Raw genomic sequence first — 19,512 nt, forward strand, 5'->3', positions numbered from 1 at the left:
ATGGCACCGCGCATCGCCCTCGTCTCCGACATCCATCTCAGCCGCGCCAAGCCCTATTTCCACGCGAATTGGGAGATCCTGCTGCAGGAGCTGGCGCAGGAGGCGCCGGATCTGGTGCTGCTCGCGGGGGATATCGCGCTCGATGCGCCGCATCGCGAGGACGATCTCGTCTTTGCGCGCGCGCAGCTTGACCGGTTACCGGCGCCCTGGCGCGCCGTGCCCGGCAACCACGATGTCGGCAACTCCATCCCCGACCAGCGCGGGGAGGCCACGGTGACGGAACCGCACCGCGCCGCCTGGCTGCGGCATTTCGGCCAGGATTACTGGGCGCACGACATCGGCGACTGGCGCATCATTGGGCTCGATTGCCTGATCTGCGGCTCCGGCTTCGCGGCGGAGGCGGAGCAGGCAGCCTTCCTGGAGCAGGCGGTGACGGAGGCGGCGGGACGCCAGATTGCGCTGCTCTACCACAAGCCGTTCTGCGCCTTCGACGTGTTGGAGACCGAGATGAGCCAGTCCTACTGGTATCCTTCGGTGCGGGAGATGGTGCTGCGGCTGATGCGCGACGGCGCCGTGCGCCTCTGCCTCTCCGGCCATCTGCATGAATCGCGCGACCGGCTGATCGCCGGTATCCGGCATGTCTGGGCGCCGGGCGTCGCCTTCGTACAGGACATCGCGGGCGAATGGCTGCCGGATCGGCATGGCCGGCGGCGCGTGGGCTATATGATGATCGAACTGGCGGAAGAGCCGCTCATGACCCTGCGCGAGCCAAGCCGCATGCTCAACATCGATATCGGCAACTGGCTTCGCAAGGGCATCGGCCATTACGGCACGCTGGCGGGTGGCGCCCCTTATCTTGGCATGATGCCCGAAGGGTGGTCAGCAATCCCTTGACACGTCCGGCGTGCCGCAAGCCTTGACGGCGGACATAGCTGGTAACGCTGAAGGGCGCGTGCACGATGCTGCGGTTGCCCAGCAGACCAAGCTGGGTGCCGCTTGCCACCTGACCGCCGGCATAGGGCGCAGGGGGGGGTGGAGAACAAGGCGAACCGCAGGCTACAGGCGGCGAAGTCCGTCCAAGCCAGTTTACAGTCTCTAAGACCTTGCCCCTAAGGGATCCGATCGTGCCTGATCCGTTCGAGCGTTTTCGAGAGGCGTAACCGCGAAGCGACTCCGGTGTCTGCGCTGTTCTTGCAGCATGCTTCCCGTGCTGGGTGAGCGGCTTCTGTATTCGGGACGGAAACCCGATGGCGGCCACCAACAGCTTGCGCCTTGGTCGAGCAGGCAGGACCACCGCGCGAGCCGGTACTCTCTAAGCCCTCTGGCCCCATGAGGTATGCCGGGTGCCGGATGGATCAGCGTCCAAGTGGCACCCATGGCGCCAGGCACATCCTCTGGCTGACGCTCTGCGACGCAAGCCAGGGCGGCGCGCAGACCGGCCTGGAATGGGCCAGCCTTCCAAGAGCCGGATGAGATGACCGGCCTCATCCTGCGCCGCTTGGCGGCTTCGGTGCCGACGGGAGCAAGGTAAGGCAGCGCTGCCGACCCCCATCCGCGGAAGTCCGCCCGTGAGGCGCAGGCGGGCCAGCCCAGGCCGGAAGGCGATCGTACCCGCTCCACCCGCTCCACCCGCGACGCTTGCCGGAGCGAGTCAGGGCAGTGTGAAAGCCCGCAGCCGGATCAAGCCAAGCCGACGAATCGCAGGCGGCAGCCCCGACGGAGAGGAGAATCAGGCAGCGAGGTGGCGCGGGGACGAAGCGCACGATTTTACCCCGGCGGCCCACGATGGCCGGCTAGCGGATGGGTTGGGGGATCGCGACCGGAAGTGCCGGTGCTGCCAGGCCGGAGGCGCGGGGAGGGAGGTTGCCGAGCCACTGCCGCCTCGACTCGCGCATCCGGATAATGTCCAGTTCGTTGAGGCATCGCCGCACAAGCGGGATGCGCCGCACCTTGAAAATGCCTTTCTGTTTCAGGGGATTGGGTATGGTGAGCCGGCCGGGATGCGGGCTCGTCCGCTACACTCCAACGCCGACGCCGCTTACGCCCGGTGGTGATCTCAACTGTCCACCGCCCATGACTTTACAGCCGAACTTACGCCCGACGTAAGGCCGACAGCCTCAACACATGCGAGCAACCGAGGTAGGCGGTGGAGGCTGGAAGCTTCCTGTCACCAAAGATCGCGTTTCGATTCGGCCACATTATCGCAATTTAAGGTTGCATCCCGGCCTTGTGAGCTGACTGTTAGTAGCAGCTCAGAGAGGTTCTTCACCACTCGACGGTTTGGGGAACAAACTGTAATAATTAAGGATGTGATATTTAATACTTCTGACGTTGGCAGCGGCGGGAATGAGCCCGTAACTTCCTGAAGCAACAAAAAAGAGGATCCGGAGGATATGTTTGATCTTACCAAAAATTGGTTTCTCCCAGCGGAGTACGGCTATGAAGTCGCCTCACCATGGTTGATCACCCAATTTTCTTCATACATGATCGACGGAGACACCCGCAGGACGTCAATTACTGCGGTGTCATACCCTGAGGAACTCCACTTCAATCTACCCCGGCAAGATGTCATCCTATCCGGCGATGGAAACGAATTCGGCGCCAATCTTCTTATTCACATCGGCTCAGAGACGTTCGAAGTGGACGATTTCTCGACCGGGCGGGGGGCTGGTTGGCATGGTGAGGTGACATCGGGCTTGACCCAGCTCATTGAAGGGCAGGGAAATATAGTCGAGTTTACCGACAACGGCTTCTCGGAAACGGTTGTATTTGACTTGGACGGCGGAGAAGCAGAGACCTATCAGCAGATCGTCTCTAATATCGAGGGTGACCTCTCCAGCACCATTGTCGGGCAGGCGTTCTTTCTTAAATCGGCATATTTTGCGGACGGGACAACCATAAATCCCCTGCAGATGCCGTTCGAGATAGACGGAACCGAACTTGGTGACGTCCTCTTTGGCTTCGGCAGGGTGGGATACCGCGCGTCGACCAGGCTTTTCAACGATACCATCGATGGTCACGATGGCAACGACCAGCTCAGTGGGCTCGGGGGCGACGATGTTCTGCTGGGCGGCGACGGCAACGACACGCTGAATGGCGGCGATGGTGCTGACACGCTGATCGGCAGCGACGGCACCGACTTGCTGATCGGCGGTGGTAGATCTGATAGCCTATTGGGCGGCGATGGCGAGGATACGCTAACAGGCGGCGGTGGCACTGACACGCTAGTGGGCGGCGACAGCGACGATATCTTCCACTTCACCGCGCTTGCGGACAGCATGGTGACGGTACCCGACCGGGTCCTGGACTTGGCGGCGGGCGACAAGATCGACATCTCGGCCATTGATGCCAACAGCAATAGCGATGGTGACCAGGCCTTCCAGCAGGTGGCCGCTTTCACCCACTCCGCAGGCGAGTTCACGCTCACCTACGACGCGAGTACAAACACCACGACCGCATTGTTCGACGCCACTGGCGACACGGTGGCGAACATGGCCATCCTGTTCGACGGCGACGTCACCGCGCTAGCCGGCGGATGGGTTCTGTAACGCAATCACCAGTCCTCACCAGCCAACGAGGTGCACTGTTCTGTGGGTCATCGCGGCGGTATGCTGGGTAAGGAATACCACCGCCGGCCCGCAGAATGTCAGCCCACACTCCGCCGGCGTTCCTGCTGCGCGGGCCAAGGGCGGTAGGCGGCTTATGAATACAGCCCACGAAATCGCCGCGGTGACCGGCCACAAGAAGCTATCGGAGGTCGAACTCTACACCCGCGCTGCCGAGCAGGCGAAAATGGCGGTGGCAGGCATGAACAAAATCGGGGCGGGGTCTGTCAACCCTGGTCCCGTCAAACTGTCTACCCAGCGCAAAAAGCGCGGTCAGAAGCCGCTTTCGCAGGATGGGTGGTGAGCCGGGTGGGATTCGAACCCACGGCCACGAGATTAAAAGTCCCGTGCTCTACCAGCTGAGCTACCGGCTCACGCGCTGGGGCGCGACCGACTGCGGCCGGATCGGCCGAAGCGCGGACCACGCGGTGGACAAGGCGCCGGAGCGGGATGCGCAAAGGCAGTGCCTGCATCCGCTCCGCGGGGCGCCCCTACGCAGGGGCGCCCGCCCTGTCAAGTCGGGCGGCCCTCAGGCGGCGGGGGCGTCCGCCGCGATGCGCGCCTTCACCAGGCGGTCCGGCCCCTGGACGATGCCGTTGCCGCCGGTGCCGCGCTTGATCTTGTCCACCGCCTCCATGCCGTCCACCACCCGGCCCCAGATGGTGTACTGGCCGTCCAGGCTCGGCGCCGGGGCGAACATGATGAAGAACTGGCTGCTGGCGCTGTTCGGGTCCGCGGTGCGGGCCATGCCGCAGGTGCCGCGGACGAAGCGTGCCTTGGCCGGCGGCGAGAATTCCGCCGGCAGGTTCTCGTAGCCCGCATCCCGCGCGCCGCCCGTGCCGGTGCCGGTCGGGTCGCCGCCCTGGGCCATGAAGCCCTCGATCACCCGGTGGAAGGGGGTGTTGTCGTAAAAGCCGGCGCGGGCCAGCGTCTTGATCCGCTCCACATGCCGCGGCGCCAGCTCCGGCAGCAACTCGATGGTCACCGCGCCGTCCTTCAGCTCGAGGATCAGCGTGTTCTCAAGCTTGGGGTCGGGCTCGGCGGGGGCCGCCGGCTCCGGCGCCGCTGCCTCGGCCGGCGCGGCTTCGGCCGCGGCCTCGTTCGTCGTCTCGGCGGCGGGCTCGGTGCCGATCGGGGGCTCGCCTGGAACCTTCTCGGGGGTGCCGGCTTCGTCGCTCATGCTTCGCATCCTTTCGTGACTTGTCTCATGCCGGCTGGGTGGAACGCCAACCTGTGGGTTCAGGGTGCGCGGCTGGCATGCCTTCGCGTCCAACGCGCAGCCGCCACACCAGCCTGCGCAATGCCCGGCCTGGAAGGCCGAGGCTTTCAAGGCCAGCTATCAGGCGGCCACCAGCCGCGCCCGCAGCAGCCGGTCCGGGCCACGGACAATGCCATTGGGCGGGTCGCCGCGCTTGATCTTGTCCACCGCCTCCATCCCGGCCACCCCCCGGCCCCAGATGGTGTATTTCCCATCGAGGCTGGGCGACGGCCCGAACATGATGAAGAACTGGCTGTTCGCGCTGTTCGGTTCGCTGGAACGGGCCATGCCGCAGATGCCGCGGGTGAAGCGGTACTTGTTGGTGAACTCGGCCGGCAGGTCGGGCAGGTCCCGGGCGCCGCCCGTGCCGGTGCCGGTCGGGTCGCCGCCCTGGGCCATGAAGCCCTCGATCACCCGGTGGAAGGGCGTACCGTCATAGAAGCCGCGGCCGACCAGCAGCTTGATCCGCTCCACATGGCGCGGCGCCACATCGGGCAGGAATTGGATGGTCACCGGGCCGTCCTTCAGCTCGAAGACCAGCCTCTCCTCGCCCGCCGGAGCCTGGGTCTGCTGCGCCCGGCCGGGCAAAGCCGGCAGGGCGGCAGCAGCGGCCAGGGCGGCGAGTTCGCGACGTCGCATATGCAGCTCCTTTGCTCGTGCCCGGAGCGGGTCCGGCCGGGGCCGCGCCCGCCCGGCCCACCCCGGCCCTTCATCCGATGGCATGAGGCGCGCCTTCAGTGACCACACCGCAGGCGACCATGCCCGGCGGGCCTATTCGGAGACCGGGGCGCGCACGCGCTCCAGCGTCCGCTTCAGCGTCAGCTTCGGGACGAAGCTGGCGATGTCCCCGCCCAGCCGGGCAATCTCCTTCACGAAGCGGGAGGAGATGAACTGGTTGGTCTCGCTGGCCATCAGGAACACCGTCTCGATCGCCGGATCGAGCCTGCGGTTCATCCCGGCCATCTGGAATTCGTAGTCGAAATCCGAAACGGCGCGCAGCCCGCGCACGATCATGCTGGCGCCGCATTGCTGGGCGAAGCCGATCAGCAGCCCTTCGAAGGGCACCACCTCGATCTTGGTGCCGGTGCGGGCGGCGATTGCGTCGGTCTCGGCCCGCACCAGCTCGCAGCGTTCCTCCAGCGGAAAGAGCGGGCCCTTGCCGATATTGATCGCGACGCCGACCACCAGCTTGTCCACGATCCGAGCCGCCCGGCCGATGACGTCCAGGTGCCCGTTGGTCACCGGGTCGAAGGTACCGGGGTAGAGGCCGACCCGCTCAGCCATCGGACGGGGTCTCCGGCTCCGTCACCGAAAGCGCCCCGGTTTGCGCCGCGCCGGCATCGGGCCCGGCCTCGCCCTGGTCGTCCACGACCGGGAAGCAACTGATCACGCGTTCCCCCTCGTTCAATCGGAGGAGCATGACGCCCAGGCTGCGGCGGCGCGTCAAGCGCACCTGATCGGCAGGCAGCCGGATCAGCCGCCCGGTATCGGTCACCAGCATGACATCGTCGCCCGGCCGCACCGGGAAGGTGGCCACCACCTCCTTCCCCGTCCGGCGGCTGAACAGCATGTTCTCCAGCCCCTGCCCGCCGCGGCCGGTGATCCGGTAATCGAAGGCCAGGCTGCGCTTGCCGAAGCCGCCATCGGTGATGGTGAGGATGATCTCCTCCGCCTCCTCCAGCTCCCGCGCCCGCTCGGGCGAGAGGGTGATCTCGGGGACCGCTCCCTCCTCCCCCTCCTCGGCGGGGGCGGGGCCGGCCTCGGCCTCCTCCACCCCATTGCCGTTGGCGCGGCGGCGCTGGGCGGCGGCGCGAATCGCCGCCTCGCGCTCGGCCGGCGTCGCCTCCACATGCCGCAGCACGGAGAGGGCGATGACGGCATCATCCTTCCCAAGGCGGATGCCGCGCACGCCGGAGCTGTCGCGCCCCGCGAAGACGCGCAGCACATCCTCGGCCGCCTGGAAGCGGATGGCGCGGCCATTGCGCGTGGCCAGCAGCACGTCGTCGCCTTCCCGGCAGGTGGCGACGCCGATGAGGGAATCCCCCTCCTCCAGCTTCATCGCGATCAGGCCCGCGGCGCGGACATTGCGGAAATCGGAAAGCCGGTTGCGCCGGACATGGCCCGTGGCGGTGGCGAAGACCAGGTGCAGCCCGTCCCACAGGCTTTCGTCCTGCGGCAGCGGCAGCACGGCGGTGATCTGCTCTCCCTCCTGCAGCGCCAGCACCTGGCGGAGCGAGCGCCCCTTCCCCTGCGCGCCGCCTTCCGGCAACTGCCAGACCTTCTCGCGGAAGGCGATGCCGCGACTGGTGAAGAACAGGACCCATTGGTGGGTGTGCGCGATGAAGCTGCGCATCACCACATCGTCCTGCCGGGTCGCCGCCGCGCTGCGCCCGCGGCCGCCGCGATTCTGCGCCCGGAAGGTCTCGAGCGCGGTGCGCTTCACATAGCCGTCCCGGGTCAGGGTGACGATCATGTTGCCCGGCTCGATCAGGCTCTCATCGTCCAGGTCGGCGACGCCGTCCAGCACCTGGGTCAGACGCGGCGTGGCGATCTGGGCGCGGACGGCGAGCAGCTCCTCGCGCATCACCTCCATGCGGCGGGGATGGCTGCCGAGGATGTGCAGCAACTCCCGGATGCGGGCGCCCACCTCCTCCAGCTCGGCGGCGATCTTCTCTCGCTCGAGGCCGGTCAGCCGGCTCAGGGTCAGGGCCAGGATGCCACGGGCCTGCGCCTCGGTGAGGCGCACGGTGCCCTCGGGCGTGACGACATTGCCGCTATCGTCGATCAGCGCCAGCAGCACGCCGACATCGCCGGCCGGCCAGTCGCGCGCCATCAGCGCGGCGCGGGCCTCGGCGGTGTCGCGGCTGGCACGGATCAGCCGGATCACCTCGTCGATATTGGCGACGGCGATGGCCAGGCCGATCAGCAGGTGCCCGCGCTCCCGCGCCTTCGCCAGGCGGTAGCGGGAGCGGCGGAGGATGACCTCCTCGCGGAAGGCGATGAAGGCCTGCAGCGCCTCGATCAGCCCCATCTGGCGCGGCTTGCCGTTGTCCAGCGCCAGGAAATTGACGGGGAAGGAGGTCTGCAGCTGGGTCATGCGGTAGAGCTGGTTCAGCACCACCTCCGCCGTCGCGTCGCGCTTCAGCTCGATGACGATGCGCAACCCGTCCCGGTCGCTCTCGTCGCGCAGGTCGGAGATGCCCTCGATCGCCTTGGCGCGGACCAGCTCGGCGATCTTCTCGATGAGGGTCGCCTTGTTGACCTGGTAGGGGATCTCGGTGGCGACGATGGCCTGGCGGCCACCGCGCATCTCCTCGATCTCGCAGCGGGCGCGCAGCGGGATGGAGCCGCGCCCGGTCTCGAAGGCGGCGCGGATGCCGGCGCGCCCGAGGATCAGCCCGCCGGTCGGGAAGTCCGGCGCGGGCATGATCTCCATGATCCGGGAGAGCGGCGTCGCCGGATCCTCGATCAGCGCCAGGGTGGCGTCGATCACCTCGCCCGGATTGTGCGTCGGGATGTTCGTCGCCATGCCGACGGCGATGCCCTGCGCGCCATTGACGAGCAGGTTCGGGAAGGCCGCCGGCAGCACCCGCGGCTCGCTCTCCGACTCGTCGTAATTCGGCTGGAAATCGACCGTGTCCTCGTCGATCCCCTCCAGCAGGGCGGAGGCGGCGCGGGCGAGGCGGACCTCGGTGTAGCGCATGGCCGCCGGCGGGTCGCCGTCCATGGAGCCGAAATTGCCCTGGCCGTCGATCAGCGGCACCCGCATGGAGAAGGGCTGCGCCATGCGCACCATGGCGTCGTAGATCGCGCTGTCGCCATGCGGGTGATACTTACCCATGACGTCGCCGACGACGCGGGAGGATTTGCGGTGCGGCTTGTCCGCCGTGTAGCCGCTCTCCTGCATGGCGTAGAGGATGCGGCGATGCACCGGCTTCAGCCCGTCCCTTGCATCGGGGAGGGCGCGGGCGACGATGACGCTCATCGCGTAGTCGAGGTAGGAGCGGCGCATCTCCTCCTCTAGCGCGACCGGAAGGCTGCCCTCCGGGCGGGCGTCACTGCCGCCGTTCTCTGTCTCGCTCACGCGGTGGATGCTCTCATTCGGCTACGGGTCGGGCGGGTTCTGGCGCCCGGCGCACCTGCTGGAAGCGCGCCCCGACCGCTGGAATTTCTGCCTGCAATATAGGTGCTCGCGGCGGATTCTCCAAACCCCGGCACGGTCAGGCCGGGGCGGGCCGGCGCGCCGCATAGGCGGTGCGAAGGCCGGGCACGAAGCCGCACCCCTCATAGAAGCGATGCACCGCCGGATCCTTCCGGCCGGATTGCAGCAGCACCTGGAAGCAGCCCCGTGCCCAGGCCTCCGCCAGGGCCGCCCGGACCACCGCCCGGCCATGGCCCCGGCCGCGATGGGCGGGGTGGGTCACCACATTCTCCAGGAAGCCATGGCCCTGCCCGGCCCGCAGCAGGTTGGGGGCGGTGATGAGGGTGCAGGTGGCGCCGATCCCGCCGCCGGCCTCGGTGACGAAGACGGCCATGTGGGGCGCGGCCAGGATCTCCGCCCAGAGGGCGGCGGCACGTTCCGGCGGGATGGCGAAGGCGCTGACCTCCGCCACGGCGAACAGGGCCAGAAGGGCTTCGAGATCGGCCTCGCGGGCGCGGCGGGGGTGCGGCATGGAGCCTCCGCGGCAAGGCTACCATGCCCTTCGCCCCTGCCGGGAGAGGCGGCGCAGCAGGGTGCGGCCTGGCTGGCGACGCGCATCGCCCGCGATGTCCGGATCCCTGCCCAGGTAGCGGCGAAGGCCCGGCTCAAGCCGGAACGAGCGCCGGCAGGCGGGCCGGGCTCCGCCGGGGCCCGCTCTCCGGCGGGCAACGCGATGACCGCCGGCGGGCGATCCTTGTTCCTAACCCATTGCCCTGACACGACCTTGCGTCGCCCAACAGCGTGATGTGATGCACTGGCTGATGGACGCAACGATCCGCGCCGCGGGCAATACGTTGCAGCTTGGCTCGGGCCGGGGAGCCGTGCTCCGCGCCGCATCCGCCACCGCCCGGGACCTTCCGCCGCCCACATGTCCGATCCGCACGAGGAAGACCTTCCGCCACCGCTCCAGGAGGACAGCTTCCGCCGCGCCTTCCACCGCTTCGCCCTGCGCTACTTCTTCGGGCGCAGCGGCATGCGGCCGCGGCTTCTCAGCTTCGGGCTGATCCTCGCAATCATTGCCCAGGTGGCGCTGCTGGTCCGGCTGAACGTCTGGAACGCCGACCTCTTCGACGCGCTGGACCGCCGGGCGACCGAGCATCTGCTGTGGCAGGCCGGCCTCTTCCTCCTGCTGGTGGCCGGCATGATGGTGGCGAACGCCGTGCAGCTCCAGCTCAAGCGCGATCTGCAATGGCAGTGGCGCTGCTGGCTGACCCGGCATCTCACCGCCAATTGGCTCTCCCAGGGCCGGCACTACGCGCTCTCCCAGCTCGACACGGAACACGCCTCCAACCCGGATGGCCGGATCGCCGAGGACATCCGCATCACCACCGAGAGCGCCATCGAGCTGGCCAGCACCTTCCTCACCGCCCTGCTGGCGCTGTTCAGCTTCCTCTCCGTCCTCTGGGTGCTGTCCGGCATAGTGGAGATCCCGCTCCCCGGCACGGAGACGGTGATCCCGGTGCCGGGCCATATGGTGGTGCTCGCGCTGCTCTATTCCGCCGGCGGGAACACCGTCGCCCTGCTGCTCGGCCGGCCGCTGGTGCGCGCCACAGATCTCCGCCAGGGCCATGAGGCGAGCTTCCGCTTCGCCCTGAGCCGGGCGCGGGAGTGCTCGGAGGCCCTGGCCATGGCGCATGCCGAGCCGCGGGAGCGCGGCCGGCTGAACGGGCTCATCGCCCTGATCGGCGAGGTCTGGCAGGAGCAGACCCGGACGCTGCGGAGCCTGATCCTGTTCTCCGTCGGCTACGGCCAGATCGCCCCCGTGCTGCCGCTGCTGGTCGCCACGCCGCGCTACCTGGCAGGCGCGGTGACGCTCGGCGGGCTGGTGCAGATGTCCCAGGCCTTCCAGCAGGTGACGGCCTCGCTCTCCTGGCCGGTGGACAATGCCCAGCGCATGGCGGAATGGCGCGCCTCGGCCGAGCGCGTGCTGGCGCTGCGGGCCGCCATCGCAACGCTGGGCGAGAGCGCCAGGCCCAACCTCTACGGCGAGCCGGTGGAGGAGGGCGGCATCGTGCTCGAGTCGCTGGTGGTGCGGACCCCCGATGGCCGGGCGGCGACCCCCGTCCTCAACGAGCGCTTCGCCGCCGGCGAGGGCGTGCACCTGCTGGGCGACCCGCATGCGACGGCGCTGCTGTGCAAGGCGATCGCCGGCCATTGGCGCTGGGGGGAAGGCAATATCCGGCTCGGGCCGGGCGTGGTGCCGGTGATCCGCATCGCCAATCCCTGGCTGCCGGAGGTGCCGCTGCAGGAATTGCTCTGCGGCCCCGGCGCCGGCGACCCGGAGCTGATGGCGGCGGCGCTGGAGGCGATGGGGCTGGAGGCGCTGAAGGACAAGCTGACGGAGGCCGAGGCCTGGGACAGCACCCTGCCGGAGGGCGACCGGCAGCGCCTGATGCTGGCCGCCCTGCTGGTGCGGCGGCCGGAGGTGGTGGTGCTGGAGCACCCGCTGCGCGCCCTGGCGCCCGAGGTGCAGGAGGAGCTGTTCGGCAAGCTGCGGCAGGCGCTGCCGGAGGCGGTGCTGCTGGTCTCCGGCCCGCTGCCCAAGCCCCTGCCCGGCTTCGCGCGGGAGCTGCACCTGGACCCGGCGGATGCCGGCCCGTCCCGGCCGGTGGTCGTGCCCCGCCAGGGCCGCATCGCCGCCTGGCTGCAGAAGCGCTTCCAGCCCGCGGGGTGAGGCCGGACGCGGGCGGCGCCGGCTGCCTTCCTTCCGGCCCCGCCCCGGCTTCCCCTGTCCGGTCCCGCGGCCCGCCGCTGGCCGCCGGGCGCGCCGGCCATGCTAGGATTTGCCTTCCGGTCATCATTCGGCACGAAACGGGGGCAGGCCGGCCCGTGGCGTGCCTCGAAGTGGCGGGTCCGGCCGATTTCGTTTCCAATGGGGGTGTCCCGGCGCCGGCGGGCGTCGGGCGGAGGCGTCGCAGATGGACAGATCCGACATGGGAGCTGCGGCACCCTCGAAGCCCGGGCGCGCCGCGCGCTTCACCCTTCCCATCTGGACCCACCTCGCCGTCTTTGCCCTCTCCGTCGTCCTGCCGCTCTGGTGCCTGCTGGGCTTCGTGGCCTGGAATTCGGTGCAGCAGGCGCGCAGCGAATACCAGCGGCAGACCAGGCTGGTGGCGCGCAACCTGGCGCTGGAGCTGGACCGCGAGCTGGCCGGATTCGGCGGGATCCTGCGCGCCCTGGCCACCTCCCCGGCCCTCCAGGCCAGCGATTTCGCGCAGTTCCACCGGCAGGCGGTGCAGGTCGTGCCCGCGGGCAGCGCCATCGTGCTGCGGAACCGCGCCGGGCAGCAGCTTGCCAGCACCCGTTTCCCCGCCGGTGCGCCGCTGCCGCTCACCAGCAACCCGGGCGTGCTGGCGGCGGACCGGTGCGTCTTCCAGACCGGGGCCCTCTGCGTCTCGGACCTGTTCGTCAGCGCCTCCGACCCGCAGCCCTATGTGCTGCTCGACGCGCCGGTGCTGCGGGAGGGGGAGGTGGAATACGCCCTGTCCATCGCCATCCGGGCGGAGCATCTGGCCGCGCTGCTGTCGCGCCACCAGACGCCCTCGGGCTGGGCCGTATCAGTGCTCGACCGGCAGGACCGGGTGGTGGCCCGCGTGCCGGACCATGAGCGCTTCGTCGGCCACCTCGCCAATGCAGCGCTGCGCGCGAACGCCGACCGGCTCGAGGGCAGCCTGCGCAGCGTGAACATCGCCGGGGTGCCGGTCTGGGGCGCCTATGTCCGCCTGCCGAATTGGGGCTGGCGCGTCGCCATCGGCGTGCCGGAAAGCGCGCTGGGCGCGCCGCTCCGCCGCTCCGCCGCCCTCCTCGGCGCGCTGGGGCTGCTGGCGGTCGGCGCCTCGGTCACCGCCGCGCTGCTCTACGGCCGCTGGCTCGCCCACTCCATCCAAGGGCTCAGCCGCATCGCGCGGGTGGTGGGGGCGGCGCCGGCCATGCCGCGCCTTGCGACCTCGATCCGCGAGCTCGACGAGGTCTCCGCCTCCCTGGCCGAGGCGGGAACCCGGCTGCAGGCCTCCATCCTGGCGCGCGACCAGGCGAAGGCCAGCCTGCAGCGGCTGAACGAGGAGCTGCAGGCGCGGGTGGAGGAGGCGGTGCAGGCGCGGGAGGAGGCGCAGTCGCGGCTCGCCCAGGCGCAGCGCATGGAAGCGCTCGGCCAGCTCGCCGGCGGCATCGCGCACGACTTCAACAACGTCCTGCAGGCGGTCCAGGGCGGCGCCAGGCTGATCGAGGGCCATGCGGCGGATGCCGGCCGGGTCCGCCGGCTGGCGGCGATGATCGTCGATGCCGCCGCGCGCGGCGCGGCCATCACCCGCCGCCTCCTCGCCTTCGCCCGGCGGGCGGATCTGCGCGCCGAGGCGATCGACGTCCCGGAGCTGCTGCTCGCCATGCGGGAGATCCTGCAGCACACGCTCGGCGCCGGCATCGATGTGCGGGTGCAGATCGCCCCCGGCGTGCCGCCGCTCTTCGTGGACAAGGGGCAGCTCGAGACCGTCCTCGTCAACCTGGCCACCAATGCCCGGGACGCCATGGCGGGCGCCGGCGTGCTGACGCTTTCGGCCATCCACGAGGCGGTGGAGACCCCGGCGGGCAGCCCCGGGCCCATCAGGGTCCAGCCCGGCTCCTATGTGCGGCTTGCCATCGCCGATACCGGGGCAGGCATGGACATGGCGACCCTGGCGCGCGCCACCGAGCCCTTCTTCACCACCAAGCCGCATGGCCAGGGCACCGGGCTCGGCCTCGCCATGGCGCGCGGCTTCGCCGAGCAGAGCGGCGGCGCATTGCAGATCGACAGCGCCCCGGGCAGCGGGACAACGATCCGCCTCTGGCTGCCGGCCGCCGCTGCCCCGCCGAGCCGGGAGGCCCCGCCGGCGGTCGGCCCGGTGCCGGGGGCCGGATCCCGCCGCCGCATCCTGCTGGTGGATGACGAGGCGCTGGTGCGCGCCCTGACGGCGGAGGGGCTGGAGGCCAGCGGCTTCACCATCCTCGCGGCAGGCAGCGGCAAGGAGGCGCTCGAGCTGCTCGACGCCGGCACGGAGCTGGACCTGATGATCGCGGACCTGTCCATGCCCGGGCTGGACGGCATCGCGCTCATCCAGCAGGCGCAGCGCCGCCGCCCGGGGCTGCCGGCCATCCTGCTGACGGGCTTCGCCACGGACATGGCGGAGCTGGCCGTCGGCGGCGCGCTGAGCGGCCGCTTCACCCTGCTGCGCAAGCCCATCGACGCGCAGCAACTCGCAGAGCGGGCGGCTGCGCAGCTACAGGCGGTGAAGCCGGCCGGCCGGAGCGGGACGGGTTGAGCCGCGCCCATCGCGCCCGCTCCGGCGCCGGGCGTTCGATGGCAGGACTCCCGGCTTCGGCAGCCGACCGCAACCGGCCACGCGGCCGCATCATGCCCGGGAGGCGGGGCGCCGGCGCTGCGGCGCGGCCGCTGCCCCATACCCCCCCTGCCGCCGTCGCGATGCGGCCGCGGCAGCACCGCCACGCCGGCCAGCACGGCCGGCGGCAACGCGACGCCCTGGCGGCCAGCGGCGCATGCGCCGATGACGAGTGCGGCCCGCCTGCCGACGCGGCCGCGGCACCGTCCTGCTCTCGGCGCGGCAAGGTGGTCCTGCCGCCGGATGGCAGGCGGAAGAAAACTGGGTGTGTCCGGCCACCCAACGGGGTCCGGAGCGTTCGCTGCCGGACATGCTGCCGTATGACCTTCCCAGGGCCATTATTTCCCGGACGCGACGCTGGCCGGAAGTGGTGCGCATCTGCGCGACGATCGCCATCGTGCTCGCAGTATTCCTGTCCCGCCTGGCGGCCAGCCATATCCTGCCGGCTGGCTATCCCTACCTCCTGTCCTTCATTGCGATCCTGATCGCCGCCGCGCTGTTCGACCATCGCTGCGGCCTGATCGCCACCGTTCTGGCAGGCCTGCTCGGGGACTGGTTCTACCTGCCCCCCACCGGCAGCCTCCGCGTGGAGCGCACCGGGGACGTCATCGGACTCTGCCTGTTCGTCCTCGTCGGCGCCGCCATCTCGGTCGCCTTCGAGCTCCTGCACCGCGCGCTGGCCGACCTGCAGAAGGCCCTCGCCGATGTCGCGGCCTCCAACGCCGACCTCAGGCGGTCCGAGGAGCGGCGCGGGCTGCTGCTGCGCGAGTTCCGCCACCGGGCCCGGAACGACCTGAACTCCCTGGTCGGGCTCCTGCGGCTGCGCGCCCGGGCTGCGCGGTCCGCCGCCGCGCGCGAGGGATTGCTCGAGGCCGCCGAGCACGCGATGGCGCTCGCCCGCGTCCATACCCAGCTCGCCGGCAGCGGCGACATCGCCGACGCCGAGGGCGCCGAGGTGGACACCCGCACCTTCATCGAGGGCCTGTGCCGGGACATCCTCGCCGCCCAGGTGGGGGATGGGCTGCGGCCGGTGGCCCTGGTCGTCGAGGCGGAGAGCCACCGGCTCGACACGGAGCGGGCGGTCTATCTCGGCCTGATGCTGAACGAGGCGGTGACGAACGCGCTGAAATACGCCTTTCCCGAGGAACGGGCCGGGATCGTGCGGGTGCGCCTGGTCCAGGCGCAGGGCGATTTCGTCGTGACGGTGACGGATGACGGCATCGGCCTGCCGCCTGAGGGGGAGTTGCTGCGGGCGCCGCCCACCGCGACGCCGCCCGGATCGGGACTCGGCACCCGCCTCATGCGCGCCCTGGCCGCGCAGCTCCGCGGCATGTTCTCGCGTCATCCCGGCGAAGGTGGCCACGGCACCGCGGCAGAGCTGCGGTTTCCCGCGGCACCGCCGGCGCCGGTCTCCCGCATGGCGCGGTGACCGCAGCAGGCCGGGCACGCATCTCCCGCAGCGGACGCGCCGTCAGGGCAGGACGCTCGTCTGCCGGTCGCCCTCCGCCAGCTCCGCCAGCGCCTGGCACGCTTTGGCCGCTTCCCCCGCGGCGCCCTGCGCCTCGGCGACGGCCACTGCCTGGCGCAGCGCCGCGGCGGCCGCGGCGGCATCCCGCCCGGCCAGCGCCGCGCCGCGCAAGCGCAGCAGCACGGCATCGAGGAAGCGCAGCCCGTTGCCCTCCGCGCCCGCGAGCCCGGCCGCGGCATGGCGCTCCGCCGCCGCAGCGTCGCCGGTGCGCAGATGCGCATCGGCCAGCAGCATCTCGGCATAGGGCTGCATCAGCCCGCCGCCGGTCCCGGCATAGGCGGCCAGCCCTGCCTCCAGGCGGCGGATGGCGGCGGCATCGCCCAGCATCGCCTCCGCCGTGCCCGCCAGCATCTCGCCCCAGGCATCCCAGTAGGGAAAGCCGCTCTCGCGCGCCAGGCGGACCGCCTCCTCCGCCCGGTCCAGCGTCGCCGTGGGCTCCCCCCGCCATTGCTGCAGCGAGGCCGAGAAGCACAGGGCGAAGGCCTGGCTGTGCGGATGCGCCAGCTCGGCGGCAAGCGCAAGCGCCGCGGCATCGGCCTCCAGCGCCGCCTCCGCCTTGCCGCGGAACCACAGCGCCCAGCCGAGCGCGCAGAGCGTCAGCACCCCAGGGTCGGAGCCGTATTCGAAGCGCTGCGGTGCGTCGCGCTCCCGCTCGTAGAGCGCCCAGGCCTGGCGGAGCATCGCCTCCGCCCGGGCGAATTCGCCGCAATAGAGGGCGAGCAGCCCGCCAAGGCGCCGCGCCTGCACCTGCATCCCCGGATCGCCGAGCCGCTCCGCCAGGCGGAGCAGCCTGCCGCCCACCCGGCGCGCCACCTCCAGCCTCCCGCGCACGATGTAGAAGGTCTGCAGCCCGTAGAGCGCGCGGAAGGCCATCGGCGTCTCGGTGATGCCCTGGCTCTCGGCCAGCGCCGCGTCGAAGGCGGCCTCCACCTCCGGCGCGCCATTGCCGCGGGTGACGAGGTACTGGGTGCCGAGCGCCATGCGCAGCCGCAGCATGGTCTCGGCGCGCTGCGCCGCATCCGCGAAGCGGCCGGCCGGCACCGTCTCCGCCAGCTCCAGCGCCTGGCCGAAATGCGCCGCCGCCTCCACGCTGGCGGAGCGGGCGGCGGCGGCGATGCCGGCGGCTTCCCAGGCGGCCACCGCTTCCATCGTCATGCCGGCGAGGGTCAGGTGGTTGGCCAGCACCTCGGGCTGCGCCGCGACATCGCCGCCGCTGCCGTCCCGCAGCACCTCCGCGATGCGGCGATGGATCCGCCGCCGCCGCGCCAGCAGCATGGACTGGTAGATCGCATCCTGGATCAGCGCATGGTGGAAGGCGTAGGTCGCCGTCTCGCCGCTGCCGAGGCGGGAGAGGAAGCGCTCCGCCACCAGCCGGTCGAGCGCGGCGTCGAGCTGCGCCAGCTCCACCTCCCCGGTCGCCGCCGCGAGCCGGCGGCTGAAGCTGCGGCCGAGGGCGGAGCAGAGCTGGGCAACCGGCCGCGCCGGGCCGAGGCGGTCGAGCCGCGCCAGGATGGAGCCCTGCAGCGTCGTCGGGATGGCCAGCGGCTGCGGCCGCGCCCCACCCTCCCCGAGCGCGCCGGAATCGAGCACCGCCCGCAGCAGCTCCTCGACGAAGAGTGGCACGCCCTCCGTGCGCTCCTGGATCTGCCGGCGGATCGCCTCCGGCAGCGGCCGGGTGCGGGTGAGGGAGTCGATCATCCGCCCGGTATGCTCCGGCGCCAGCCGCCGCAGCTCGAGCTGCGTCACGGCAGGATGGGCCATCCAGCCCTCCTCCAGCTCCGGCCGGGTGGTGAGCAGCGCCAGCATGGCCATGCCGGGCAGGCGGTCGAGCAGCAGCTCCAGCAGGCTGCGGGTCGAATCATCCGCCCAGTGGACATCCTCGATGACCAGCATCAGCGGCCGCTCGGCGGCGCGCATCGCCAGGTAGTCCAGCACCGCGCCGAAGCTGCGCTGGCGGCGGAGCTGCGGCGTGCCCTCCATGCCGCTGCCCTGACCGGGAAAGAGCAGCTCGACCAGCCCCTCGGTCATCGCCGCCCGCGCCTCGGGCGCCAGGGCCGCGAAGCGGGCCTCCAGCCGCTCCCGCACCGCCTCCACCGGGGTGGCGCGGGGCAGGTCCAGCAGGCGCAGCATCGCCTCCACCGCCGGTTGCAGGGCGGCGGTCTGGTGTTCCGGGAGGCATTGCAGCCCGACGCAATTGTCGTCCGGGATGCGGCTGCGTAGTTCCTGCAGCAGGCGGGACTTGCCGACCCCGGCCTCACCGCGCAGCAGGACTGCCCGCCCTGCCCCGCCCGCCGCGCCCTCCCAGGCGCGCCGCAGCAGGGCCAGCTCCTCCTCCCGGTTCACCATCGGCGTCAGCGCCTGGCTGGCTTCCAGCCGCGTGGTCGCCCCGGTGGTGCCCAGCACCTCGAAGGCCTCCACCGGCCGCGGCAGGCCGCGCAGAAGCTGCGGGCCGAGCGCCCGGCCCTGGAAGTAGCCGCGCACCGCGCCCCAGGTATCGGCGCTGACCACCAGCGCATTCGGCGCCGCGGCCTGGTGCAGCCTTGCGGCGAGGTTCGGCCCCTCGCCGACCAGCGCCATCCTCTCCCGTGCGGCGCCGGAGCCGAGATCGCCCACCATCACCAGCGCGGTGTGGATGCCGATGCGCAGCGCCAGCGCCGGCTGCCCCTCCACCGCCAGCCGCTGGTTCACCTGGCGCATGGCGGCGAGCACGGCGAGGCCGGCGCGCACCGCCCGCACCGGGTCGTCCTCATGCGCCCTCGGGTAGCCGAAGCAGGCGAGGATGCCGTCGCCGACATGCCGGGTGACATGGCCGCCCTGGGCCTCGATCGCCGCCACCGCCGCCTGGCGGTAGAGCAGGATGACGGCGCCGAGTTCCTCGGGGTCCAGCCGGGTGGACAGGCCGACCGAATCGACCAGGTCGCAGAACAGCACGCTGACCGGGCGGCGCTCCGCCTGGGGCGCGGCGAAGGTGCCGGCTTCCGCCCGCCGGCCGGCGGGCGGGGCGGACGGGGTGCCGAAGGCCCGGCCGCAGGCGCCGCAGAAGCGGAATTGCGCCGGCTGGGACGCGCCGCAGCCCTCGCAGCGCCGGGCCAGCGCGGCGCCGCAATGCCCGCAGAACCGGCCGCTGGCCGGGTTTTCCTGGCCGCAGCCCGCGCAGGCGATGGTCGCGCCGATCGGCTCGGTCATACGGAAGGTCCTGGCATGGTGAGACCCCCAGCACGGAATGGCCTTGCGGTCTGTGGCAAGAGTCGCAACTGCCGTCTCTTCTCCGCTGTCCTGGCCGGTTCCGTCCAGCCCCCGAAACCATCCGCCACGGCGCCACCCCGGGTAACGGTCGCGCCGGACGCCTCTCGATATCGTGTGGCGCGGCACAGTATCCGCATATCGTTACTCTGCATACACTAAGATTGTGGACATTTGACGGACATTGATAGCTTGCGGGGACTGGCGTCATCCGGCGGGCCAAACCCGCTTGCGCTCCTCCGCAACCTCGATATTGATCGCATGTGACGGCCCGGGTTGCGATCCAGCCGGGCGGATCGCTCAAT

General features: G+C 70.8%; 12 protein-coding genes and 1 tRNA gene. 6 read left to right on the plus strand and 7 right to left on the minus strand.

The genetic code is table 11. The features are described from left to right. The 3 genes from NJ376_RS00455 to NJ376_RS00465 all read left to right on the plus strand — a co-directional run bounded on the left by NJ376_RS00455 (window position 1) and on the right by NJ376_RS00465 (window position 3,909). Window positions 1–894, plus strand: coding sequence for a metallophosphoesterase family protein (locus tag NJ376_RS00455; protein ID WP_252951243.1), 894 nt, complete (start codon window positions 1–3; stop codon window positions 892–894). A 1,499-nt stretch (window positions 895–2,393) separates the two neighbouring features. After that, the gene (locus NJ376_RS00460) at window positions 2,394–3,548 is read left to right on the plus strand and encodes a calcium-binding protein (RefSeq protein ID WP_252951244.1); all 1,155 of its coding nucleotides are present in this window, start codon (window positions 2,394–2,396) and stop codon (window positions 3,546–3,548) included. Between the two features lie 154 nt (window positions 3,549–3,702). Beyond that, entirely contained in the window at window positions 3,703–3,909 is a 207-nt protein-coding gene (locus tag NJ376_RS00465; RefSeq protein WP_252951245.1) for a hypothetical protein, read from the plus strand. Here the strand turns inward: NJ376_RS00465 and NJ376_RS00470 are convergent. The 6 genes from NJ376_RS00470 to NJ376_RS00495 all read right to left on the minus strand — a co-directional run bounded on the left by NJ376_RS00470 (window position 3,904) and on the right by NJ376_RS00495 (window position 9,536). Next, a tRNA-Lys gene (locus NJ376_RS00470) sits at window positions 3,904–3,979 on the minus strand. The two genes, NJ376_RS00465 and NJ376_RS00470, sit on opposite strands and share 6 nt — an antisense overlap. Window positions 3,980–4,134: 155 nt before the next feature. Then, a complete protein-coding gene (locus tag NJ376_RS00475; protein WP_252951280.1) occupies window positions 4,135–4,617 on the minus strand; it encodes a peptidylprolyl isomerase in 483 nt (160 codons plus the stop codon). Window positions 4,618–4,944: 327 nt separating this feature from the next. Beyond that, the gene (locus NJ376_RS00480; RefSeq protein WP_252951246.1) at window positions 4,945–5,502 is read right to left on the minus strand and encodes a peptidylprolyl isomerase; all 558 of its coding nucleotides are present in this window, start codon (window positions 5,500–5,502) and stop codon (window positions 4,945–4,947) included. Window positions 5,503–5,634: 132 nt separating this feature from the next. Continuing rightward, window positions 5,635–6,147 (minus strand): pantetheine-phosphate adenylyltransferase, encoded by a 513-nt coding sequence (coaD, locus tag NJ376_RS00485; RefSeq protein WP_252951247.1) that lies wholly within the window; start codon window positions 6,145–6,147, stop codon window positions 5,635–5,637. Beyond that, entirely contained in the window at window positions 6,140–8,875 is a 2,736-nt protein-coding gene (gene gyrA, locus NJ376_RS00490) for a DNA gyrase subunit A (protein ID WP_252951281.1), read from the minus strand. Before gyrA ends, coaD begins: the two co-directional genes overlap by 8 nt. Window positions 8,876–9,083: 208 nt before the next feature. Continuing rightward, a complete protein-coding gene (locus NJ376_RS00495) occupies window positions 9,084–9,536 on the minus strand; it encodes a GNAT family N-acetyltransferase (protein ID WP_252951248.1) in 453 nt (150 codons plus the stop codon). 396 nt (window positions 9,537–9,932) lie between these two features. Here NJ376_RS00495 and NJ376_RS00500 point away from each other — a divergent pair, with 396 nt between their 5' ends. The 3 genes from NJ376_RS00500 to NJ376_RS00510 all read left to right on the plus strand — a co-directional run bounded on the left by NJ376_RS00500 (window position 9,933) and on the right by NJ376_RS00510 (window position 15,865). Further along, on the plus strand, window positions 9,933–11,738 hold the full coding sequence (locus NJ376_RS00500) for an ABC transporter ATP-binding protein/permease (RefSeq protein WP_252951249.1): 1,806 nt from the start codon (window positions 9,933–9,935) through the stop codon (window positions 11,736–11,738). Between the two features lie 244 nt (window positions 11,739–11,982). Next, window positions 11,983–14,358 (plus strand): response regulator, encoded by a 2,376-nt coding sequence (locus NJ376_RS00505; RefSeq protein ID WP_252951250.1) that lies wholly within the window; start codon window positions 11,983–11,985, stop codon window positions 14,356–14,358. A gap of 388 nt (window positions 14,359–14,746) precedes the next feature. Continuing rightward, window positions 14,747–15,865 carry a sensor histidine kinase gene (locus tag NJ376_RS00510; RefSeq protein WP_256476072.1) on the plus strand — a complete coding sequence of 373 codons (1,119 nt, stop codon included), beginning with the start codon at window positions 14,747–14,749 and terminating at the stop codon, window positions 15,863–15,865. 42 nt (window positions 15,866–15,907) lie between these two features. Here NJ376_RS00510 and NJ376_RS00515 read toward each other — a convergent pair whose 3' ends face one another. Next, a complete protein-coding gene (locus NJ376_RS00515) occupies window positions 15,908–19,150 on the minus strand; it encodes an adenylate/guanylate cyclase domain-containing protein (RefSeq protein ID WP_252951252.1) in 3,243 nt (1,080 codons plus the stop codon). Window positions 19,151–19,512 lie beyond the last annotated feature (362 nt).

It is taken from the genome of Siccirubricoccus soli (assembly GCF_024178315.1).
GTDB lineage: Bacteria > Pseudomonadota > Alphaproteobacteria > Acetobacterales > Acetobacteraceae > Siccirubricoccus > Siccirubricoccus soli.